The sequence below is a fragment of the Sphingomonas sp. HF-S4 genome, assembly GCF_032911445.1.
Lineage (GTDB): Bacteria > Pseudomonadota > Alphaproteobacteria > Sphingomonadales > Sphingomonadaceae > Sphingomonas > Sphingomonas agrestis.
The window spans coordinates 3,415,581-3,435,539 of the sequence record NZ_JAWJEJ010000001.1 but is presented as its reverse complement, the minus strand read 5'-3'; the positions used below and the strand labels follow the sequence as shown (position 1 = coordinate 3,435,539).

Sequence of the window (19,959 nt, the reverse complement as noted above, 5' to 3'; positions counted from 1 at the left end):
CGATGCCGCGTGCCCGCGTGATCCCCTGCCTGCTGGTGCGCGACGGGGGACTGGTGAAGACCCGGCGCTTCGGCGACGATAAATATGTCGGCGACCCGATCAACGCGGTGCGCATCTTCAACGAGAAGGAAGTCGACGAATTGATCGTCGTCGACATCGACGCAACCGTTCAAGGCCGCGAGCCGGACTATGCAATGATCGAAAACCTCGCGGCCGAATGCCGCATGCCCCTGTGCTATGGTGGGGGAATTTCCAGCGTCGAACAGGCGAAGCGGATCATGAGCCTGGGCGTGGAAAAGGTCTCGCTCAGTGCTGCCGCGATCGCCCGGCCTGCATTGATTGGTGAAATTGCCGAACAGGTGGGAAGCCAGAGCGTCGTCGTCGTCCTCGACGTCAAGAAGAAGATGCTCGGTGGCTATCGCGCGTTCACCCGCAACGGCAAGGTTGATTCCAAGGTTTCCCCAGTGGAGTTCGCCCAGAAGGCGGAGGCGCTTGGCGCAGGGGAGATCGTGCTGAACATGATCGAGCACGACGGCGTGATGAACGGCTACGACCTTGCTCTTGCCAGCCAGGTTCGCGATGCCACCCGCCTTCCGCTGACGCTGCTGGGCGGCGCAGGGTCTCTCGCCCATCTCAATGAGGCGGTGGAGCGCCTCGGCACGATTGGGCTGGCAGCCGGAAGCCTGTTCGTTTTCAAGGGTCCGTATCGCGCGGTTCTCATCAGCTATCCCACGCATGCCGAGCGCGCCGCGCTGCAGCAGATCGTGGGTTCCTAACCCTCCGCAGGCGCCGTTTCAGAAAACGCCCTGCGCCAGAAAAGTGAAACCCATGAAACAGATCGTCCAGCAGCTTGATAGTGGTCTTACTGCGATTGTCGAGGCTCCGAGCCCGCGCGTGGCTTCGGGCACGCTTCTCATCAAGACCACCTGCAGCCTGATTTCGGCTGGCACCGAACGCATGCTGGTTGGTTTCGGCAAGGCGTCCTTGCTAGCCAAGGCCCGGCAGCAGCCCGAGCGCGTCAAGGACGTGCTGGGCAAGGTCCGCACGGACGGGCTCTTCGCCACGATCGATGCGGTTCGCTCAAAACTCGGTCAGCCGTTGCCGCTCGGCTATTGCAATGTCGGAGAGGTGATCCAGGTCGGCGATGGCGTCAGCGGCTTCAAGCCGGGCGACCGTGTCGTCTCGAACGGGGCGCATGCCGATATCGTGCGCGTGCCGGTAAATCTGTGCGCCAAGATACCGGATAGCGTGTCCGACGAGGCCGCTGCCTTCACGGTGGTCGCAAGCATTGGGTTGCAGGGCATTCGCCTCGCTGAGCCGACGCTTGGTGAGAGCTTCGTAGTGACGGGCGCCGGCCTGATCGGCTTGCTCACCATCCAGTTGCTGCGCGCTCAGGGCTGCCGCGTGCTGGCGATCGATTTCGACGATACCAAGCTCGCTCTCGCACGCCGCTTCGGTGCGGAAACCTGCAATCCGGCCAAGGGCGAGGATCCGGTCGCGGCCGGCATGGGGTTCAGCCGTGGCCGGGGCGTGGATGGCGTGATCATCACGGCCTCCACCAAATCGAACGATCCGGTCACGCAGGCCGCGCATATGTGCCGCAAGCGCGGGCGGATCATCTTGGTGGGTGTCGTTGGGCTCGAACTCAACCGTGCCGATTTCTACGACAAGGAACTGACGTTTCAGGTATCCTGTTCCTACGGGCCGGGACGCTACGACCCGGCGTATGAGGACCACGGGCGCGATTACCCCTTGGCCTTCGTCCGATGGACCGAACAGCGCAACTTCGAGGCGATTCTCGACCTGCTGCAGAGTGGCGAACTCCAGACGGACCCGCTCGTCACTCGCCGCTTCGCGTTCGAAGAGGCGGAAACCGCTTATGCCGAACTTACCGGCGACAATGCTGGTCTGGGTTTCGTTTTGGAATATAGCTCACCGGTCGAGGACCGCCTGACCAGCATCACGCGCTTCGATGCGGCGACACCTTTCACAACCGACCGTCCGACCGTCGTGGTGATCGGAGCGGGCAACTATGCGTCGCGCGTGCTGATTCCTGCCCTGAAGGCCGCCGACGCGCAGCTTCACACGGTGGTCACATCGGGCGGGCTAAGCGGCGCAATTTCGGCGCGGCGCAACGGTTTTGCCGGGGCAAGCACGGACGCCGCCGCCGCGCTGGCCGATCCGGCGATCGACACCGCGATCATTGCCACGCGGCATGACAGCCATGCGGGTCTGGTCGTCGACGCACTAAACAACGGCAAGCACGCTTTTGTCGAAAAGCCACTGGCTATCGATCTTGATCAGGTCGCGGCGGTTGAAAATGCCTATGCTGCAGCGCAGGCACGGGGAAAAGCGCCCCAGCTCATGGTTGGATTCAACCGCCGTTTCGCACCGCAGGTCGTGAAGATGAAGGCGCTGCTCAACCAAGTTTCCGAGCCCAAGAGCTTCCTGATGGTGATGAATGCAGGCGCCATACCCGCGCGGCACTGGACCCAGGACGATGCGATCGGCGGCGGCCGGATCATCGGAGAAGCGTGCCACTTCATCGACCTGATGCGCTTCCTCGCAGGGACGCCGATCGTCGATGTCGCGGCGCGGCGCATGGGCGACACGCCGCACGTCGAGATTGTTGAGGACAAGGCATCGATTACGCTCGGCTTTGAGGACGGGTCGTTCGGCACGATCCTGTATCTCGCAAACGGCTCGGCCGCCTTTCCCAAGGAGCGAATTGAAGTCTTCGCCGCGGGACGGGTTCTCCAGATCGACAATTTCCGGAGGATGAAAGGTTATGGCTGGCCGGGCTTCCGCAAGCAAAATTCGCTGCGCCAGGACAAGGGGCAAGCGGCATGCGCTGCGGCGTTCCTTACGGCGGTGAAAACTGGCACGCCCGCGATCCCCGTCGACGAGATCTTCGAGGTCGCGCGCGCGTCGATCCAGGCGGCGACAACCCTCCGCCGGCAATGAGCGGCTACGCCACTCGGGTGCGCACGCTTTTGGCGATCGGCGCGACGAACGGGCTGCGGGTTCTGGATTATAGGCTCGGGCTGAAGTCGGGCCTTCATCCGGTGCAACGAGTCACTGCCGCGCTTCCCGCCGCGGGGCCGTTCTTTACGCTCCCATCTGCAGTCGATCCAGCCAGGCGCGCGCCCGCGGCGTGGCATGACGAGGCAACGCTGTTCGGGGCCTATCCGATTGCGATAGGCGCTCAGCCGCCGGCATGGACGCGTGATCCACTGACCGAGCCCGGCGCACAAGATCCGGCGCCGGACACACTGCCGCCCTGGTGGCAGATCGGGGACTTTGCGGGCGGCGACATCAAGCGCGTCTGGGAACTGTCCCGCTTCGATTGGGCCATGGCATTCGCGCAGCACGCACGAGCCGGCGAAGTCGGTGCGGTTGAGCGGCTGAACCATTGGATCGAGGACTGGGTGCGGGCCAATCCGGCCTATCGTGGCCCCAATTGGAAATGCGCCCAGGAAGCCTCGATCCGCGTGCTTCATCTGTCAGTCGCGGCGATGCTGCTGAGCGATGCGACCATGTCGGCGCCGCTTCGGTCCTTAGTCGACGCCCATGTCCGACGCATTCTGCCCACGCTCTCCTACGCGCGCGCGCAGGACAATAACCACGCCACTTCCGAGGCTGGGGCGCTGTTCGTCGCGGGAGCATGGATGACCTGTGCCGGGCTGCCCGAAGGGGCGGAACTGGCACGTCGCGGGCGATCGTTGATCGAGCGCGCGGTGGCGCGGCTCTTCGCGCCCGACGGCAGCTTCAGCCAATATTCGGTCAACTATCATCGAGTCGCGCTGGACACGCTTTCGATCGTGGAGCTGTGGCGTCGCCGTGCAGGGCTGCCGCCGTTCAACACGACGTGGAACCAGCGCGCCAGCGGCGCGGCAAACTGGCTGCGTCTCATGGTGGACCCGGCCAGCGGCGACGCACCCAATCTCGGGGCCAATGACGGCGCGAATTTGCTGCCGCTGACCGATGCCGCGTATCGCGATTACCGGCCCTCGGTGCAGCTCGCTACCGTGCTCTTTCAGGAACGACGCGCGTTTCCGCCCGGCCCATGGGACGAAAGCTTAGCCTGGCTGGGGGTCGCTCCGCCCGATACGGTGGCGGAACTGCCCGAGCGAGCGATATTCGATGACGGCGGCTATGCGGTGTTGCGACAGGCAGAAGCGATGGTGATGCTGCGCTATCCGCGGTTCCGATTTCGGCCGAGCCACGCCGATGCGATGCATGTCGATCTCTGGCTGGCCGGTCGCAATCTGCTGCGCGATGGCGGATCGTACAGCTACAATACCGAAGCCGAGTGGCTCGACTATTTCGGCGGGGTGCGTTCGCATAATACGATCGAGTTCGACGCACGGCCGCAAATGCCGCGCCTGTCGCGGTTCTTGTTCGGCGACTGGCTGGCGACCGACATGCGCCGGTCGACCGACATGGGTTTCGCCGCTGCCTATCGGCACCGGGCAGGTTGGCGGCATCATCGCGAGGTTCGGCTGGACGGACATCTCACCGTGATCGACACCTTAGACGGTTTCGAACGCGAGGCGCGGCTGCGGTGGCGGCTCGCTCCTGGAGATTGGCGGATCGAGGACGGCGTCGTTACCGATGGAGAGCATTGGCTGGAAATGCGGGCCGATGTGCCGATCGTGTCGCTCAAGCTGACCAGCGGCTGGGAGTCGCGTCATTATCTGGAGAAGACGCCACTTCCCGTGCTGGAGGCAGTCATCACGCGACCCGGACGCGTGACAAGTGAGTATCGTTGGACGGCATGAGACTTTTGTACATTCATCAACATTTCGCGACTCCCAAGGGAAGCGTAGGCATCCGATCCTATCAGATGGCGCGTCGGATGGTCGAACGCGGACACGCGGTGACCATGCTGTGCGGACGCGGCGTCGAAGGCCAGTCGGGGCTCACAGGTTCGTTCCAACGCGGTATCCGCCGTGGATCGGTGGACGGCATCGACGTGATAGAAGTCGATCTGACCTATTCCAACAAAGATGGATTCCTTAAGCGGACCGGCACCTTTCTGTCGTTCATGCTGCGTACCAGTCGATTGGTATTCACCGAACCATATGATGTCCTCTTCGCCACCACCACGCCGCTAACCGTCGGCTTGCCTGGCATCCTGGGACGTTGGTTCCGAGGCAAGCCCTTCGTGTTCGAAGTGCGCGATCTTTGGCCGGAGTTACCTCGCGCGATGGGCGTAATCCGCAATCCGATAGTGCTCTGGGCGATGGGCGTGCTCGAATGGGCGAGCTATCGCTCCGCTCACAGGCTGATCGGCCTCTCCCCGGGCATAGTCGACGGCATCGCCCGCCGCGGGGTTCCGCTCGAGCGGATCGCGCTCGTGCCCAATGGCTGCGACTTGGACATTTTCTCGGCGGATTCAGGGGCCTGGCAGCCACAAGAAGTCCACGACACTGATCTGCTGGCGGTATTTGCCGGTGCACATGGCCTCGCCAACGGCCTGGACAGCGTGCTCGACGCCGCAGCCGTGCTACAGCGTCGCGGTGCTGACGATATCCGCATCGTCCTGATCGGAAACGGGATGCGCAAGGCGGCGCTGGTCGAACGGGCGAAGCGAAAGGGGTTGCGGAACGTCGTTTTCCTGGACCCTGTCCGGAAGACCGAACTGGTAGGCCTTTTCAAACGCGCCGATGTCGGCCTGCAAATCCTCGCGAACATACCTGCTTTTTATTACGGCACGTCCCCCAACAAGTTCTTCGACTATATCGCGGCGGGCCTGCCCGTCTTGAACAACTATCCGGGATGGCTGGCGGAAGTGATCGAGGCGCACGATTGCGGCATCGCAGTACCTCCAGCGGATCCCGAGGCTTTTGCGGATGCACTGATGCGCTTCGCCGAGGATCGCGCGAGAACCCGCCTCATGGGTGCGCGGGCGTTGCGCCTGGCCCGTCAGGATTTCGCGCGTGAGGCGCTTGCCGAACGATGGGCCGAGTGGGTGGAACAAGCCGGCCGCCGGACCACCGCAAGCAGCGTCACCCGGAGTTCATAGCGATTGTGCGGATTGTGCGAATGAAAATCGACTTTCCAATAGGCCGGCGCGAACTTCTGGGCGCGGGCGCGTCCGCAGCCCTGTTCGGCTCTGCTGCCTGCAAAGGCGCACCGCGCCAACCCGTCTCTATCCTCGATTTCCTACCCTCGAGCGAGCATCGCCGGATCGCCGAAGGACGGAGCAGCTTCGATTGCGGCGCTGGTTTGGAGCGCGCGATTGCCGCAGCGATCCAAGCGGATAGCCTCGTCTGGCTGCCACGAGGAGAATATCAGTTGAGCGCGCGTCACGCGCTCACCCATGCCGATACCTTTCCGTGTCTGGCTGCCGTGCGGATGGTTTCGGGAATGCGCTTGCACGGTGAAGCGGGCGCCTTGCTGCGGATGATGCCCGGCTTCTCGAGTGACCAGAAGCCGCGAGCGATGGCCATGTTCGCCACCCACACGCCAATCGCCGACATCGAGTTCAAAGGCCTGATCCTCGACATGAACGGCCGGAACAATCCTATCAGCCCGGAACGGGCGCAAGGCATCTACAATCGTCTCCCTCAGGCGCATATCTTTGTCTCGGGCGGCAGCGGGCAGGCGGCGGCCCGGGTCGATCGCGCTCGAATCACCGATTCCGTGTTCCGGGACTCGAACGGGGTCTCCTGCATCGTGATGGGCCAGACTGCCGACAGTCGCGCGGTGCTCGGCCGGGACTGGACACTGGAGCGCTGCCGTTTCCTCGACAACGGAATGGACACCGACGACCATTCCTCAATATTCGCTTACGCGGAAGGCGTGAAGACAACCGGGTGCACCTTCGCCAACGTAGCGCCATTCGGTCCCACCGGTGTCAATACGGCCTATGAGGTCCATGGCTCGCGGCAGATCATCAGCGACTGCAAGTTCGTCAACATGATCCGCGGAATATGGGTCGCGAACAACTACACAGCCGTCACCGCCGGCACGACGATAAAGGACAGCGAATTCCGGACAGTGTTCTACGGCGTGGACTTCTATCACGATCGCTCATCCGCGAAGGACATCAGGCAAACCACCATCAGTGGCAACACCTTCACGTTCGATGACACGGCGATCCGTTCGGTTCCGGGTCTAAACTTCAAGGTTGCCGTACAGATAGCGTCCGAATTCGCTCAGCAGGACGTTCGGATCTCACGAAATTCGGTCAACAAGTCAGGATCAATCGTCACGAGCGCCTTCGTCGTCATAACCGGCGGCGCCAGCGGCAAGGCCCGACACGATGCGATCGTTGCAGCCGACAATCAGGGCCGCGGACTGACGTTCGGCAGCTTTATACGCACCACTGCTCAGGCGGGAATTGGGCGCGTGTCGATTGTCCGTAATACATGGACCGGATTGTCTCCCTCGAGTACGATGGCTATAGCGGCCGGAGATGCGGTCGAGCACACGGGAACGCTTCAGCCCATAACCATGCTGACGTTGGGCGGTGGGTCGGTCCAGGCAAGCGATCGCACCAGGGCAGTAAAACCCGTCTATATCAACGCTTTCGTGCGCTACCTGGTCCTTGACCCGATCCGCACGCAAGGCACTGTCCCCACGCTCGAACTCGGGGGAGCTGCGCGACTGGAAGCGGTTGAACGCCGCGCCAAGTCCGGGCATTGATGTACCTTGCTCATTCTCGATCAGGCCTCCAAGCCATAGCCATCTGCTGCCCCGGCAGCATCAGAAGTCCCGGCGAGCGACCAACTTAAAAGCGAATCGCGATGGAATTGACTCTAAAATTAGTAAGTATCCTTTTGAGCGGCGGCATATTGTATGTAGGCTATGTGGCTCGGAAGGTTTCGGGTACTTGGTTGACGCCAGCCTGCATATGGTGCGTCGGTTGGTTCTTTTTGACGTTCATACCGCTTCTGGTGGCGTTCTCCGTACCGGTAAACCCGTTAGCGATTCTATACATACTTGTGATGAGTGTCGTATTTTCGATTCCGGTGTTCGGTACCAAATGGAAAAATATTAAAGTCGCCACGCACGCCGAAGATTCTTCTCCGTTCGATAGTGCTCTTCTGCGGGTTTCATTTTATATATTCGCTTGTGTTTCAGCGGTAGCGCTTACCGTACACCTTTCTATTCAAGGTGTGACGCTGTCCGCATTGTCCACAAACTTTTTTGAAACGTCGAGCGCCCTCATCGTCGACCGATATACGGAATCCACGGTCGAGAATATCTTCGCGCAGATCTCCAATATCTCGACATACGTTACCGTGGGCTTGGGGGGGCTGGTGTTCCCCGGCTATCGAACGCTGCTCGGCAAGTTGCGCATCCTTTCTCTGGCGATGGCGCCTTCACTCGCCTTGATGACGATTGCCGGAGCAAAAGGCACGATCTTCCTATGCATCGCGATTTTCTATGGCGGCTACTTGGTGCGCCGATTACGCGCGGGCGACAATCGACTGATTGATATCGCCACGATAAGCCGTGCATCTCTCGGATTCGCGGTGCTTTTGCCCTTCGTGACGATCTCGTTTATGTCGCGGGGGCTATATGAAGACGCGGCCATGGTCGAATTGTCTTCTTCGCTGTACAGAAACTTCGTTAGTTATTCCTCCGCGCACATATATGCATTTTCTGATTGGTTTAGCTGGTATATCGGTTTCGATTCCCATGTCTTTTATGCCAGCGACGAAATGACAGGTGGTTTCTTTACATTCATGTCGCTTTTTAAGGCTCTGGGGTCGACGAAGGTGGTTCCTCCAGGTTATTATGACGAGTATTTTCAATATAGCTGGTTTCTACAGACGAATATCTATACGATATTTCGCGGACTTATAACTGATTTTAGTTTGGCAGGCTCTGTCGTTTTTATGTATCTTGCAGGATTTGCAAGTAACCTTATATTCGTAAGTTTGATGCGTAATGGTAGAGCCTCCTGGAGTGTGGCTTTTTACGTTGTGTTCTGCGGTTTTGTTTATACGTCTTTTTTGATCAGCATCTTGGTATGGAGCAGCATGTATCCGACCTTCGGGATCATCGGCGTATTGCTGCTGGTGAACAACGAGCGTTTCGCCCGGAGAGCGAACAGGCAGTCGACGCCCGCGGTCGCCACAAGCTAGGTTGATCTCTGAGTCGATGTCGCGATTCTCGCTGCATAGGCGAGGGCGCTATCATGGAGGCCCCGCCCAGGAAGCGCGCCGACTGGGCGCCATCCGGACGGCAATGCAGCGGTCGCAAGCATCGCACGCGCCCCTGTCCCGGGATTTCCAGTCAGTCGGAAAATCGCGAAAAGCGGCGCAGGCGGGCCTCGAGGATCTGAAGGCGGGGCCTAAGCCAACTACCTAAGAATGCGACCAGCCATACCGCCGCCGTGAGAGGGGGTGTGCTTCCCTTCGTCCCGGCAATCGATTACCCCCGAACGATGTCGTTCGCACGTTCCCTGAGACAGCCCGACCTGGGCGCTGTTGCGCCACAGACCTTGATACTCCTCTTGCTAACCGTTCTCTGGTTTGCCGGCGGTGCATCGCGAGGGGATGCCCTCGGTCAGGTCGTGGTTCGGGGCGCCGCATGGGCGATTATCGCCGCCGCAGTGCTCGCCGGACGACGTCCGGATTTCGGCCCGGCCTGGCCGGTGGCGTTGCTCCTGCTCGCGACCATCGCCCTGCCGCTGCTACAGTTGATCCCGCTGCCGCCATCATGGTGGCAGGCTCTGCCTGGCCGGGATATCCTCCTGCTACCCGGCACAGCGTCTCCGCCTTGGCGCCCATGGACGATGACACCGGGGGCGACGCGCAATGCGTTGGCGGCACTGGTGGTACCTGTGGCGATGCTGCTCCTCCTTGCGCAACTCGGTCAAAAGGAGCGCCAATGGTTGCCGACGATCTTCCTCGCGATGATCGTGTCCGCGATGCTCGTCGGCCTCCTGCAGTTCTCCGGCGCGCGCTTCAATAATCCGCTCATCAACGAAACGCCGGGGCTGGTCAGCGGAATCTTCGCCAATCGCAATCACTTCGCGCTGCTGCTCGCGATCGGCTGCCTGCTCGCGCCGGTATGGGCCTTCCAGGACAGAGAAGCGCTCAAGTGGCGGGGCCCCACCGCCATCGGCCTCGTTCTCCTATTCGTGCTGATGATCCTGGCGACCGGATCGCGCAGTGGCGTGCTTCTCGGCGTGCTGGCCCTTGTCCTAGCGGCGATGCTGGTGGGCCGCAGATTGCAGCGGCGCTTGGGGCAAGCTCCTAAATGGGTGTTCCCAGCACTGCTGGCAGTGGCGGTAGCAGTGATCGCCGGGCTCATTTGGCTAAGCGTTGCCGCCGATCGAGCCGTTTCGATCAACCGTCTGATCATCCTTGACGCCGACGAGGATCTGCGGACCCGCGCGATGCCGACGATCGTTTCGATGATCAAGCTGTATTTCCCGTTAGGCTCGGGGTTCGGTGGCTTCGACTCCTTGTTCCGCATCCACGAGCCGCTCGCATTGCTGAAGCCGACCTACTTCAATCAGGCGCATAACGATTTTCTCGGGATCGTTCTCGACGGTGGGTTGCCCGCGCTCATGCTTCTGGGAGCTGCGCTCGGATGGTGGCTGGTTGCAAGCGTTCGCGCCTGGCGCGCAGCTCCCGGCGAACCGGTGATGCTCGCACGACTGGGTTCCGCCATTTTGCTGCTGATATTTGCGGCGAGCGCGTTTGATTATCCAGTGCGGACTCCCACCTTCATGGCATTCGTTGTCGTCGCTGCGGTTTGGCTCGCGCGGGGGGCTTCGTCGAAGGTGCTCGCGGCTTTACCAGCGCAACATCGAGACCTATAGAACGCGGGGTTTCCTTATTTGGCGGATTTCTTTCGCGTATGCGTCTTCCGATTATAGTTGTGTGCCTTTCGCTCGCGGTCTCAGGTTGCGGCCGGCCGGAGCCTATCCGGTCTAGCGGAAGCCTCTCCGTTGTGGAGGGCAGTTCTGCGCTTCCTGCTCCCGGGCGGGGAGACCTGACGGCTGCCGATCGCCCGGCCTTGATCGGTCCGCTCGATACCATTGAAGTCGACGTGTTCGGAATATCCGATCTCAGCCGCGAGATGCAGGTCGACGCCAGCGGGCGTATCGCGATGCCGTTGGCCGGCACGATCGATGCACGCGGGACGACGGCGCAGGAACTCGCGCAAGTGATCGAGACGAGATTGCGCGCGCGCTACGTTCGCGATCCGCAAGTGACGATCAACATCAAGAGCTCGGTAAGTCAGGTCGTCACCATCGACGGTCAGGTGGTCGAGCCCGGCCTCTATCCCGTAACCAACCAGATGACGCTTATGCGCGTGATTGCGTCGGCCAAGGGCATGTCCGAATTCGCGCGTCAGGATGATGTCGTGATCCTGCGTACCGTGGACGGGCGGCGCATGGCCGGCCTCTACAATGTCGCTGCCATTCGCCGCGGCGCGTATGACGATCCCGCGGTGTACGCAAACGATGTCATCATCGTTGGAGACTCGCCGCAGCGCCGGCTTTTCCGTGATCTCGTGTCGCTATCGCCGCTCATCGCGGCGCCGCTGATTGCAGTGCTGCAGTAAGGCCTACAACAATGAATCCCGTCAGTCCGAATCTTCGTCTAGCTGCGCAGCCTGCGTCCTTGATCCCTGCGGATAATTCAGCTTCCAGCGAGACCCTGCCCATCATCCGCCAGTATATGCGTATAGTGATGCGCTGGCGCTACGTGATCCTTGGTTCGATCGTGGCCTGCGTGATCCTGGGTCTGATACTCACCCTTTTGATGACGCCGAAATACACGGCGACTTTAACGCTCGAGATTTCGCGCGAGTCCAATCAGGTGACGAATTTCCAAGGCGTCGAGCGCGAAACCAGCCTCGCCGATCAGGAGTTCTATCAAACTCAGTACGGCCTGCTGCGCTCGCGCACTCTGGCCGAACGCGTGGCGACGCAATTGCGACTGGTCGATGATAAGCTTTTCTTCGATCGTTTCGGCGTCAATCAAGATGATCCCGCATTCCAGGAAGTAAACGGCCGATACGCCGCCGCGGGCCGTGCAACCCGCCAGCGGATCGCGGGCGAGGTCCTCCTTGATCATGTGAGCATCGATCCCACGCGGCTTTCGCGGCTTGCCAAGATAAACGTCACAAGTCCCGACGCCGAGTTCTCGGCGCGCGTGGCCAACGTCTGGGCGGAGAACTTCGTTCAGACCAATCTCGAACGCAAGGTCCAGGCTACCTCCTATGGCCGCAACCTGCTGCAGCGCGAGCTTGGGCAGGCGAAGGAACGCCTGGACGACTCACAGCGGCAACTCGTCACCTATGCGGAGCAGCAGCGCATCATCAACCTGCCAAGCCAAGGAAGCGGCGAGAATTCTACGCAAGAACGCTCGATCATCGCCGACGATCTGGCAGCGATGAACACGGCGCTGTCGCAGGCGACGGCTGCGCGGATCGACGCTGAAGCGAGGGTTCGTCAGGCGGGACGCGGCGGGCAGTCCAGCGAAGCCTTGCGCAATCAAGCGATTAACGCGCTTCGCCAGCGCCGCGCCGAGGCTGCGGCGGAACATGAGCGCCTGATGGTGCAATTCGAGCCCGGCTACCCGACTGCCCGCGCGCTCCAATCCCAGATCGCGCAGCTCGATCGCGCGATCGCGCGCGAGGAGGGCCGGGTTTCCGGCTCCATCCAGGCTGAATACAGCCAAGCACAAGCGCGCGAGAACTCGCTGCGCTCGCGCGTCGAGCAATTGAAGGGCAATTACCTCGACCTGCGCCGCCGCAGCATCCAGTACAACATCTACCAGCAGGAGGTCGACACCAACCGCGCTTTGTATGACGGCCTCTTGCAGCGCTTCAAGGAGATCGGTGTCGCGGGTGGCGTCGGTACGAACAACGTCGCTGTCGTCGATCCGGCGGATATCCCTCAGAAGCCATCCAGTCCGCGCCTCCTCGTCAATCTACTGGTGGCCTTGCTGGCGGGCGTCGCTGTGGGCACTGGGCTTGCCTTCGCGCTAGAGCAGATGGACGAAGCGATAGCGGATCCGGTGGAAGTCGAGCGACGGCTCGGGCTGCCGTTGCTGGGATCGGTCCCCAAGGTCGTTGACGTCGAGCCTCGCGACGCACTGCTCGATCGCAAGTCCGAGCTCGTCGATGCCTATCTCGCCATCCAGACGAGCCTCGGCTTCACCACCGCGCATGGCGTCCCTCGGTCGCTTGCGGTCACGTCGACGCGACCCGCTGAGGGCAAGTCCACGACCTCCCTCGCGATCGCGACTATGCTAGCCAGGGCACAGAAGAAGGTCATCCTCGTTGATGGCGATATGCGTTCGCCCTCGGTCCACCACTTGGGCGGCGTGGGCCATGAGAGGGGCCTCAGCAACTTCCTGGCGGGCCAGGACGACATTTCGCAACTCACCTTCGAGATGCGAGATCTGGGCTTCACGGGCATGTCGGCGGGGCCGATCCCGCCCAACGCCGCGGAATTGCTGACCGGTGATCGCCTCAAGATATTGCTGGCGCGTCTGCTGGAGGTCTACGACCATGTCGTGATCGATAGTCCGCCGGTGATGGGCCTCGCCGATGCACCGCTGATTGCCAGTCGGGTCGAAGGCGTCGTTTACGCCGTCGAATCGCACGGGATCCGCTCGAGCCTCGTCAAGACTGCACTTTCTCGGTTGGTGGCGGCCAATGCGCACATCCTCGGCGGCGTTCTCACCAAGTTCGAAGCTCGCAAAGCGCATTACGGCTACGGCTACGAATACGGCTATAGCTATGGCCGCGAGAAGACGAGCTAGGGATCTTTTGTGAGACGCCGCACTGCCGCCCGCAATAAACAATCGCGATCGAATCGCAGCTGGGTATTGCGCGGCGGTATCGCGGCCATCGCGATCGCTCTCGGCTACCTGTCGATCACGCAATCACTGGGCTATGCGATGGCGAAGGGCTCGCCGGAAAAAGCGTATGCAATCGCACCGTCCGACGGACGTATCGGTGCCTTGCTCGCCTACAGGCTTTGGGCAGCCGATGGCGGGCCTGCTCAGCGCGACAAAGCCGCCCGGATTGCTTGGGACTCGCTCGTTGATGAACCACTTGCAGTGCCAGCGGTCGCGACATTGGCGTTCGATGCAGAGCTTCGCGGCAGATCGGCAGAGGCAAAAAAGCTATTCGTCCATTCGGACGCGCTCTCTCGCCGAGAGCTTCTGACCCAGCTCTGGCTGATCGAGGACGCGGTTCGACATGACGACGTTCCCTTAGCGATCCGGCACTACGACATTGCACTCCGGACGTCGCCCCCAGCCTTTGATCTCCTGTTTCCGGTACTCGCTGGCGCCGTTTCCGACCCTGCAATCTTCAAGGTGCTGGTGCCGACCCTCGCTAGGCGCCCCCTGTGGGGAGAAGCATTCATCCGGTATCTGAGCACGTCGGGGCCGGACCCGCGGCGCACGGCGCACTTCTTCCGCTTACTGGTCGCAAATCGGATCACGGTCCCGGAAGTCGATCGGGCGGGGGTGGTTAATGCGCTCGTCGCCGCCAACGCTTTCAATGATGCCTGGGCATATTATCAGACGCTTCGTTCGTCTGCGGATCGCCGCCAATCGCGCGACGCGGAATTCGAGCAACAACTCGATGCGCCGACCGCCTTCGACTGGACGCCGCGGATGAGTGACTTCGGCCTCACCGCCACCATCCAGCGCACCGATAAGAGCGGCGTCTTCGACTTTTCCGCGCCTTCTACAGTCGGCGGCATTGTGCTGGAGCAGCTTCAACTGCTGCCGCCTGGCCGGTATCAACTGGCGGGACGTAGCACGGTTATCGGGCAAACGCCGCAATCCGCGCCGTACTGGGTTCTCATCTGTACGGATGGGCGCGAGTTGGGACGCGTAGCAGTACCTAATGCGTCGCAAGACAATGGCCGCTTTGCCGGCGCCTTTACCGTGGATAAGTCCTGCCCCGCACAAGTTCTTCGTTTGATCGTTCGGCCGTCGAGCGCCGTGTCCGGGGTGTCCGGCCAGATCGAACATGTGCTATTGCGCCCACTATGAAGATCGTAGCAGCGAGCTTTGGCAGGCCCAGTCGCTATTGGCGCATTGTGCTGTTCCTCATTCCGGTCCTGGGGGGCTTCGGATCGCTCCAGGTGAATGCGCAGACCGTGCCCCTTTCCTCGGCACAGGACAGCGGTGACAACATAGTCTTGCCGCAACCAGTGGTGCCGGATGCGGCTGCAGGGCGCGTGGGGCAGCGGCAAACGCGGTCAAGTGCGGCGGAGGCGGCGAGAATCGTTCCGATGGCGCGGTTGGGCAACCGCGTCCCAAATCGTATTCAATCGCGCATTCGCAATCGTATCGACGAAAATTACGATCCGCGCGGTAACCCGAACGCTTCCTTCACCGCCGCTGACGAGCGGGTTCGCGCGGCAACAAACAGCCGTAGGCGTTAATTCAGTAGCTCTGCGGCGCAAGGTTTCTTTCGCCCGACGCCGCGCCGGCCGCTCGGCGGTGAGGCAAGGCGCTTGGTATCCGCGGTGGTCCCCGCGGCGACGTGTTCGGGCGCCGCAACCGGCAGCCGCACGTCTTCCGCCAACTACCAAAAGGTTGTGGTTGTACAGTTGGGGGTACCTCATAGATCGAGTTGCAACTTAGATCTTTGACGAACCAGCCTATGGCATTGAAATTAGAGCAAAAGTTCCCGCTCCCGCACTAGCGCACCGACAACCGAACCGCCTCAGGTCATCTTGAGGTGTTTTGTGCCTTTTTCCTGTCGGTCGTAGCTCGTGCTGTCGAATGCTACTAATGCCACGCCGGTGCATCGGAACAATGATCAGGCATTCTTGTTCATAACGTTGCCGTTCTTGGGATCCGGCAAGCTTCTTTGGCCGGTGCGCGTATCTGCCTTCCACTCCCAAGCTAGTCTCCCGTCCGTTTTGTTCGCGCTAATCTAAGTTGCGCGATGTATTTCGCCGAAAGCGAGGTGAGCGTGCACGCAGTCCTGGTTCTTGATCCGGACCCGGTCGTAAGAGAGTCTATATGTCGTCAGCTCATGGCACATGGGTTTACCGCCAAATCCGCTGCCACCGGCGAAGATGGGCTTTCGATCATGAAGCTCCGCGGTACCCCCTCGCTGGGCCTCATCACCAATGTCGCACTGCCCGGCATCCTGTCCGGTTGGGACATGGCCCGGATCGTCCGGGACTATAATCGGCATGCCGCGATAGGATATCTCTCGGGGGAGGGGCAGCGCGACTGGGCGATGCTCGGCGTGCCGAACAGCATCGTCATCGGCAGCGGCGCCATCGACTACGAAATCCCCGATGCCTTTTTCAGCTTTTGCGGGAAGGATGAGGCGCGGCGTGGCGCCGACGCGCCCGTGGCACAGCAATGGCAGAGGCTCGGCGAGATCGTCAGGGGCGAGCGCAGCACGTTATATGCCCATTTCCAACACACATCGAACCTGATCGCCGTGCTGGAAGGGCCCGATCACCGATACACCTTCGCCAACACCGCCTATCTCCAGCTTGTCGAGCGCAACGTGGTCGGCAAGACGGTGATCGAGGCGTTTCCCGAGGTAATCGGCCAAGGCTATGTCGAGATCCTCGATCGCGTGTTCACGACGGGTGAGGAGTTCATCGGGCATCGCGTCGAGTTCGACATGGCGCGCGGCGATGGCACCAAGCGCGCACTGCTCGATCTGATCTATCGGCCGATGCATGGCAATGCCGGCGCGATCACCGGCATCCTCGTCGAAGGCACGGATCTGACGGCCTCGCATGCCGCGCAGGGTCGTATAGATGCGCTGCAGAACGACCTGATCCATGTCGCTCGAGTCAATGCGATGGGCCTGCTCGCCTCGACGTTGGCGCACGAACTCAATCAGCCGCTCACTGCGATCAGCAATTTCCTCTCCGCAGCGAAGATGATGTCGCACGCTAAACCTGTCGATCCGAAGATCCTCGAATGTGTCGAAGGCGCGACGACAAGCGCGTTGCGCGCCGGATTCATAATCCGCAGGCTGCGCAACCTGACGGTCAAGGGCCCCGCGTCGCGCCAGGATGTGGCGATCGATTCGGTGGTGCGCGAGGCGGTCGCGATTGCCTGCACGGGGCGTTTCGAGGCTAAGGTCGAGTGCGATTTCCAATCGCGCGGTCTCGTGCATGTCGACCCCATCCAATTGCAGCAGGTTATCCTGAACTTCCTCCAGAACGCCTTCGATGCGTCGGACACCTCCGAAGCGCATATTGCGATCTCGACGGCCGATTCGGACACGAATGTCGAGTGCCAAGTCCGCGATTCGGGTACCGGCATCCCACGGGACGTGCTCAGCCGGATCTTCGACTCGTTTGTCACCACCAAGACCGAGGGCATGGGTATCGGCCTTTCGCTCTCAAAGACCATTATCGAAAGCCATGGCGGTAGCATCGCCGCGCGGAACAATCCGGATCGCGGCGCGACGTTGAGCTTTACCCTGCCCCGGGTGGAATAGTCGACGTGCACGCTCCGCTGCCGTTACAGCGGAGCGCGCCGGGTCAATTGGCTGGTGCCTGCCAACCCGGCGCTGCACGGTGCCGTGCTTTGCGCAGGCCGGTCGATACCGGCTTGGGCTGGCCATCGAGAATGGTGTCGAGCTGCGCGCGGACACTGGCCTGCTGCGCAGCGATGTTCCGCGTTTCCAGCGGATCGGCGACGAGATCGTACAGCTCGTACTCCCGCACGCCGGTCGCCTCCTGAGTCCAGCGGACCAGACGGTAGCGCTCGGTGCGGATCGCCTGGCCGATGCGGCCGGGGCGTGGATAGGCGTGATAGGCATAGCCGCGCACCCGCGCCGCCGGATCGTTCAGCACCGGCGTGAGATCGGCCCCGTCGATCGGCTGCGGGCCCGCTGGCCGTCCAAGCCCCGCCAGCGCCGCGAGCGTCGGATAGATGTCTACCGTCTCGGCGGGCTGCGCGGTCGCCTTGCCCGCGCCGATGCCGGGCCCGGCGAAGACCAGGGGCAGGTGCGTCGCCTGCTCGTAATTGGTGTGCTTGGTCCAGATCGCGTGGTCGCCGAGATGATACCCGTGATCCCCCCACAGCACGACGATCGTGTTCTTGGCGAGTCCCGAGCGATCGAGCTCGGCCATCAGCTTGCCGATCTGCGCATCGACATAGCTCACCCCGGCATAATAGCCATGGATCAGCGTGCGCTTGAGATCCTCGGGATAGTCCGCCTCGCGAACCTTCTCGTCGATCGGCGAATACGCATTGATCTCGCCGCCAACTTTGCCGGCGAAGGCCGGGGCGCCTTCGGGCATGCGCTCGAAGCGCGGCAGCGGCAGCCGCGCGCGGTCGTACAGGTCCCAATAGCGCTTGGGCACCGAGAAGGGCAGATGCGGGCGGGCAAAGCCCACTGCGAGGAAGAAGGGCTGGCCCGAGGCCTTGAGCTCGCCGAGCCGAGTTACGGCCTTGGCGGCGACGCGGCCGTCGCCATAGGCTTCGTCGGGGACATCGGGTGATTCCCAGGCGATGCCGCGGCCGAGCGAGCGCGCATAGGGCCAGATGTCGCCCTTCGGGATCTCGAACTCGTTGAACAGGGCGGCCTCACGCGTCTTGCCCATCGCCTTGCCCTCGGGCGAGACATATTCGATGACATGATCCTTGTACGGCTTGGCCGACCAGCTCTGCGGATCGCCGACGGTGTTGTGACCGATATGGAAGGTCTTGCCGATGCTCTCGGCGCGATAGCCCGCGGCCATGAAATATTGCGGCAGCGTCACCGCGCCTGGCATATTGTCGCGCAGATTCTGGCCGAAGTCGTAGATCCCGCTCGAGGTCGATCGCGCGCCGGTCATCAGGTTCATCCGGCTCGGCGCGCAGACCGACTGGTTGGCATAAGCGAGCTCGAAGCGCGTGCCGCGCGCGGTCAGCCGGTCGATATTGGGTGTCACCGCGGTCGGATCGCCGAACGCGCGGATTGCCGGCTTGAGGTCGTCGACGAGGATCAGCAGCACGTTGGGCCGCTCGGCAATCGGTGCGGTTTGCACGGGCTGCGGAGTTGCGGCCCGGTTGGGCATCGTCGTGCAACCGGCTGAAAGCAGCATCGTGGCGACGGCACAGGCGGCGGTCAATCGGCGCCGCGAACCCGACACCCCGGCGGCGGTGCTCCGAAGCGCGGCCCTGCTACTGCCCTGTCGCATCTGACTCTCCCATTTCCGGAGCACCATGCTCCGGGTCCGACGTATATTTAGCATATAAATACACGACTATATTGGCAGATAAATCATTTTAATGATCAAAGGTGCCGGTCGGCGCGGTTAGGCGTGCGAGCGATCGAGATAGTCGAGCACGTCGTCGATGAGCTTAGCCATTGCCTCGCTCGCCGCCTCGGGCTTGCCCGCGGCGATCGCGTTATACACCGCGGCGTGATCGTCGATGCACGCCTTGCCCCCCGCCTGGCGGTTGGTGATGCGGATCGAAGTGTGCAGCGCAGTGGTGACGATGTCGCGGAACTGCGAGAGGAACGGGTTGCCCGACGCGCGCAGCACCGCGACGTGGAAATCGATATCGGCGAGCAGCGGGTCGCCATTGCCTTCCGCCGCCTCGCGCATGCGGGTTAACCCTGAGAGGATCGCGGTGACCTGCGCGGGCGTCGCGCGCCGCGCCGCCCAGGCCGCCGCCTGGGGCTCGACGGTGAGGCGCAATTCGTTGAACTGGCGCAGCAGCCCGCTCGACAGCTTCTGCTCCATCAGCCAGCGCAGCACATCGATGTCGAACAGGTTCCAGCTTTCCTCGGGCTGGACGAAGGTGCCGATCTTGGGCCGCGCGCCGAGCAGCCCCTTGGCGGTGATCATCTTGATCGCCTCGCGCGTGACCGATCGGCTGATGCCGTGCTCCTTGCTGAGATCCGCCTCGGTGGGAAAGGAGCGGCCCTGATATTCGCCGCGCACGATCGCGCTGCCGACGGCATCGACCAAGCCCATGGTCAGCGTCCGACTAAACTGGCCGGTATTGTCCAGCTCGTCTTTCGCCATCGTCG

At 61.9% G+C, this 19,959-nt stretch carries 14 protein-coding genes; 12 read left to right on the top strand and 2 right to left on the bottom strand.

The genetic code is table 11. The annotated features are described in order from the left end of the window. Positions 1 to 2 precede the first annotated feature (2 nt). From RZN05_RS15715 to RZN05_RS15660, 12 genes are all read left to right on the top strand, one after another. Positions 3 to 776 carry an AglZ/HisF2 family acetamidino modification protein gene (locus RZN05_RS15715; RefSeq protein ID WP_317227511.1) on the top strand — a complete coding sequence of 258 codons (774 nt, stop codon included), beginning with the start codon at positions 3 to 5 and terminating at the stop codon, positions 774 to 776. Positions 777 to 828: 52 nt separating this feature from the next. Beyond that, a complete protein-coding gene (locus RZN05_RS15710; protein WP_317227510.1) occupies positions 829 to 2,964 on the top strand; it encodes a bi-domain-containing oxidoreductase in 2,136 nt (711 codons plus the stop codon). Then, entirely contained in the window at positions 2,961 to 4,781 is a 1,821-nt protein-coding gene (locus tag RZN05_RS15705; protein ID WP_317227509.1) for a heparinase II/III family protein, read from the top strand. The genes RZN05_RS15710 and RZN05_RS15705 overlap by 4 nt, the downstream gene beginning before the upstream one ends. Further along, positions 4,778 to 6,028 (top strand): glycosyltransferase family 4 protein, encoded by a 1,251-nt coding sequence (locus tag RZN05_RS15700; protein WP_317227508.1) that lies wholly within the window; start codon positions 4,778 to 4,780, stop codon positions 6,026 to 6,028. Before RZN05_RS15705 ends, RZN05_RS15700 begins: the two co-directional genes overlap by 4 nt. A 20-nt stretch (positions 6,029 to 6,048) precedes the next feature. Next, the gene (locus RZN05_RS15695) at positions 6,049 to 7,653 is read left to right on the top strand and encodes a hypothetical protein (RefSeq protein ID WP_317227507.1); all 1,605 of its coding nucleotides are present in this window, start codon (positions 6,049 to 6,051) and stop codon (positions 7,651 to 7,653) included. Positions 7,654 to 7,754: 101 nt separating this feature from the next. Continuing rightward, positions 7,755 to 9,101, top strand: coding sequence for an O-antigen polymerase (locus RZN05_RS15690; RefSeq protein WP_317227506.1), 1,347 nt, complete (start codon positions 7,755 to 7,757; stop codon positions 9,099 to 9,101). Between the two features lie 302 nt (positions 9,102 to 9,403). Continuing rightward, positions 9,404 to 10,789, top strand: coding sequence for an O-antigen ligase family protein (locus RZN05_RS15685; protein WP_317227505.1), 1,386 nt, complete (start codon positions 9,404 to 9,406; stop codon positions 10,787 to 10,789). Positions 10,790 to 10,920: 131 nt separating this feature from the next. Continuing rightward, complete coding sequence (locus tag RZN05_RS15680; RefSeq protein ID WP_394804809.1) at positions 10,921 to 11,538, top strand: polysaccharide biosynthesis/export family protein; 618 nt, start codon at positions 10,921 to 10,923, stop codon at positions 11,536 to 11,538. A gap of 116 nt (positions 11,539 to 11,654) precedes the next feature. After that, entirely contained in the window at positions 11,655 to 13,748 is a 2,094-nt protein-coding gene (locus RZN05_RS15675; protein ID WP_317227503.1) for a GumC family protein, read from the top strand. Positions 13,749 to 13,757: 9 nt separating this feature from the next. Beyond that, positions 13,758 to 14,996 carry a hypothetical protein gene (locus tag RZN05_RS15670; protein WP_317227502.1) on the top strand — a complete coding sequence of 413 codons (1,239 nt, stop codon included), beginning with the start codon at positions 13,758 to 13,760 and terminating at the stop codon, positions 14,994 to 14,996. After that, positions 14,993 to 15,391 (top strand): hypothetical protein, encoded by a 399-nt coding sequence (locus RZN05_RS15665; protein ID WP_317227501.1) that lies wholly within the window; start codon positions 14,993 to 14,995, stop codon positions 15,389 to 15,391. The genes RZN05_RS15670 and RZN05_RS15665 overlap by 4 nt, the downstream gene beginning before the upstream one ends. 656 nt (positions 15,392 to 16,047) lie before the next feature. Further along, positions 16,048 to 17,430 carry a sensor histidine kinase gene (locus RZN05_RS15660; RefSeq protein ID WP_317227500.1) on the top strand — a complete coding sequence of 461 codons (1,383 nt, stop codon included), beginning with the start codon at positions 16,048 to 16,050 and terminating at the stop codon, positions 17,428 to 17,430. A gap of 43 nt (positions 17,431 to 17,473) precedes the next feature. Here the strand turns inward: RZN05_RS15660 and RZN05_RS15655 are convergent, their stop codons facing one another. Beyond that, positions 17,474 to 18,967 (bottom strand): sulfatase, encoded by a 1,494-nt coding sequence (locus tag RZN05_RS15655; RefSeq protein WP_317227499.1) that lies wholly within the window; start codon positions 18,965 to 18,967, stop codon positions 17,474 to 17,476. A gap of 270 nt (positions 18,968 to 19,237) precedes the next feature. Further along, positions 19,238 to 19,954, bottom strand: a complete 717-nt coding sequence (locus tag RZN05_RS15650; protein ID WP_394804829.1) for a FadR/GntR family transcriptional regulator — start codon at positions 19,952 to 19,954, stop codon at positions 19,238 to 19,240. Positions 19,955 to 19,959: the final 5 nt, after the last annotated feature.

Excerpts from the sequence above, each read along its gene's own strand:
- RZN05_RS15675 (WP_317227503.1), top strand. The coding sequence starts at position 11,655 with ATGCGTATAGTGATGCGCTGGCGCTACGTGATCCTTGGTTCGATCGTG.
- RZN05_RS15690 (WP_317227506.1), top strand. The coding sequence starts at position 7,755 with ATGGAATTGACTCTAAAATTAGTAAGTATCCTTTTGAGCGGCGGCATA.
- RZN05_RS15660 (WP_317227500.1), top strand. The coding sequence starts at position 16,048 with ATGAAGCTCCGCGGTACCCCCTCGCTGGGCCTCATCACCAATGTCGCA.
- RZN05_RS15695 (WP_317227507.1), top strand. The coding sequence starts at position 6,049 with ATGAAAATCGACTTTCCAATAGGCCGGCGCGAACTTCTGGGCGCGGGC.
- RZN05_RS15710 (WP_317227510.1), top strand. The coding sequence starts at position 829 with ATGAAACAGATCGTCCAGCAGCTTGATAGTGGTCTTACTGCGATTGTC.
- RZN05_RS15665 (WP_317227501.1), top strand. The coding sequence starts at position 14,993 with ATGAAGATCGTAGCAGCGAGCTTTGGCAGGCCCAGTCGCTATTGGCGC.
- RZN05_RS15685 (WP_317227505.1), top strand. The coding sequence starts at position 9,404 with ATGTCGTTCGCACGTTCCCTGAGACAGCCCGACCTGGGCGCTGTTGCG.
- RZN05_RS15700 (WP_317227508.1), top strand. The coding sequence starts at position 4,778 with ATGAGACTTTTGTACATTCATCAACATTTCGCGACTCCCAAGGGAAGC.
- RZN05_RS15705 (WP_317227509.1), top strand. The coding sequence starts at position 2,961 with ATGAGCGGCTACGCCACTCGGGTGCGCACGCTTTTGGCGATCGGCGCG.
- RZN05_RS15715 (WP_317227511.1), top strand. The coding sequence starts at position 3 with ATGCCGCGTGCCCGCGTGATCCCCTGCCTGCTGGTGCGCGACGGGGGA.
- RZN05_RS15650 (WP_394804829.1), bottom strand. The coding sequence starts at position 19,954 with ATGGCGAAAGACGAGCTGGACAATACCGGCCAGTTTAGTCGGACGCTG.